Here is a 2,115-nt window from a genome sequence, read left to right on the forward strand (position 1 = left end):
GCGTCCCGCTTCGCGGGACGCTCCCGAAAACCAGCACGAACCCTTACGGACCACCCACGCCAGGGTTGACGAAACAGATAGGGGCACCCCCCCGGGGGTCTGGACGGGCCGGCTGCCGGGGAAGGCTTTCGCGGGCGGGTGTCCGCGCGCTAGAGCTCGTCGCCGCCCAGGAACGCGCCGCCCAGCGGGCTGCCCCCGGGAATCTTGCTCGCGGGGATCTCGGTGGCTCCCGACGGCGCGCTGATGTCGCCCGCCTCGGAGAACTTCAGGACGAGGGGCAGCTTGGCGGTCTTCGGGTTGTCGGCGAGGACGGCCAGGTCGACCCTGATCTGCCGGAGGTCACCGTTCTTCAGGGTGAAGTCGACGGCGACCTTCTTGTTCGGCGCGTCCTTGAGGTCCTTGGCCGAGGGGAGTTCCGCGCCCGCCGGAAGGTCGCCCTGCAGCGGACGGAGCTTGTCGAAGACACCGGTGAGCAGGTCGCGGACGTTGCCCGTGGCGACGACGTGCTCGACGCCGTCCGCCCCGCTCCCGGTCCGGAAGGTGATCTCGCGGCCGATGACACCGCGCACGGCGTCGAGAACCTTCTTCTGAGTCTTGGCGTCGATGTCGCCGGCACCGGCGGCCCCCTTCGAGCCGCCCCCGACGGACTTCCGCGTGCGCTCCAGTTCCTTGGTGTCGACCTTCACCCAGTCGCCTTGGAGGACCTTCTTCATCTCCTTCTCGCTCGGGGGGAGATCGTCGGCCGACGGCATGGGAACACCCATCGCCTCGCCGACGGCCTTCATGTCGGCGCGGTAGTACGTGAAGTCGCCGACGACCCGGTACTCGACCAGGACTCCGCCGTCCCCGTGATCTTCACGCTCGTCCCGATGAGGTCCTTCTGGCCCGAATCCGCCAGTGCCTTCCTGGACTTGACGGAGACGTCGACGCGCAGCCCGCTGACGAACTTCGCGAACTCCGGCGGCATCGGCTCGTCGGAACTGGCCTCGCCCATGAGCGTGTTGATCGCGCCAGCATCGGCATCCAGGTCCAACTGGAAGGCGAGAGACTTCTGTTCGCCGATCTGTTCGACGGCGTGGTCCACCTTCTGCCCGGCTGTGAGGTTCTGGACCGTGCCGCAGGCGGCCGCCGTGGCGAGGAGGACAGCGGTGCAGCCGACCGCGGTGACGGTCTTGCGTATGACGGTGATGATGGTCTCCTCTATGACACCGTACGAACCCGCACGGCGTTCCTTCGTTCGCGTGTGCACTCGTCTTCACTCGTTCTCGCGGCGATCACCGGTGCATCCACAGTGATCACCCATGTGACTCACGAGTTGTCCACAGGGTTGTGCGGCGAACGCGGTCATCCGGGCGTACGGTCGGAAACATGCGCATTGTCATCGCTGGTGGTCATGGTCAGATCGCGCTCCGGCTGGAGCGGCTGCTCTCCGCGCGCGGGGACGAGGTCGCGGGGATCATCCGCCGTGCCGAGCAGGGCGACGATCTGCGGGCGGCCGGTGCCGAGCCGGTCCTGTGCGATCTGGAGTCGGCGTCGGTGGAGGAGGTCGCCGCGCATCTGCAGGGCGCGGACGCGGCCGTCTTCGCGGCGGGCGCGGGACCGGGCAGCGGGGTCGACCGCAAGCAGACGGTGGACAAGGGCGCCGCGATCCTGTTCGCGGACGCCGCCGAGCGCGCGGGCGTACGCCGGCACGTGGTCGTCTCATCGATGGGCGCGGACCCGGCCCACCCGGGCGACGACATCTTCGACGCGTATCTGCGCGCCAAGGGCGAGGCCGACGAATACGTACGCGGGCGTACGGGCCTGGACTGGACGATCCTGCGTCCCGGCGGCCTGATCGACGACGCCGGGACCGGCCTCGTACGCCTGGAGGCCTCCACCGGCCGCGGCATGATCCCCCGCGACGACGTCGCCGCGGTCCTCGCCGAACTGGTCGACACCCCGGCCACTGCCGGTCTGACCCTGGAAGCGGTCAGCGGCTCGACACCGATCACGGTGGCGGTGAAGTCGGTGGCGGGGAACTAGGCCGTTTCCTTCGGATCATCGGATCGTTGGTTGATGTGTGTCGTTGACTGACGCCCAGTGGGCACGCATCCAGCCGCTGCTGCCGGACCG

Annotated in this window: 3 protein-coding genes; 1 reads left to right on the forward strand and 2 read right to left on the reverse strand. The window is 68.8% G+C overall.

Annotated features, from left to right (window positions below):
• Positions 1 to 149: 149 nt before the first annotated feature.
• Both ACFYR3_RS45695 and ACFYR3_RS45700 read right to left on the reverse strand, forming a co-directional pair.
• Entirely contained in the window at positions 150 to 785 is a 636-nt protein-coding gene (locus ACFYR3_RS45695; protein ID WP_389288346.1) for a hypothetical protein, read from the reverse strand.
• The gene (locus tag ACFYR3_RS45700; RefSeq protein ID WP_389288348.1) at positions 782 to 1,249 is read right to left on the reverse strand and encodes a hypothetical protein; all 468 of its coding nucleotides are present in this window, start codon (positions 1,247 to 1,249) and stop codon (positions 782 to 784) included. The genes ACFYR3_RS45695 and ACFYR3_RS45700 overlap by 4 nt, the downstream gene beginning before the upstream one ends.
• A gap of 119 nt (positions 1,250 to 1,368) precedes the next feature.
• Between ACFYR3_RS45700 and ACFYR3_RS45705 the strand changes: the two genes are divergently transcribed.
• On the forward strand, positions 1,369 to 2,025 hold the full coding sequence (locus ACFYR3_RS45705) for an SDR family oxidoreductase (RefSeq protein WP_389288350.1): 657 nt from the start codon (positions 1,369 to 1,371) through the stop codon (positions 2,023 to 2,025).
• The last annotated feature ends 90 nt before the right edge of the window (positions 2,026 to 2,115 follow it).

The sequence above is a fragment of the Streptomyces sp. NPDC005784 genome (genome assembly GCF_042871525.1).
Taxonomy (GTDB): Bacteria; Actinomycetota; Actinomycetes; order Streptomycetales; family Streptomycetaceae; genus Streptomyces.

Excerpts from the sequence above, each read along its gene's own strand:
- ACFYR3_RS45705 (WP_389288350.1), top strand. The coding sequence starts at position 1,369 with ATGCGCATTGTCATCGCTGGTGGTCATGGTCAGATCGCGCTCCGGCTG.
- ACFYR3_RS45695 (WP_389288346.1), bottom strand. The coding sequence starts at position 785 with ATGAAGGCCGTCGGCGAGGCGATGGGTGTTCCCATGCCGTCGGCCGAC.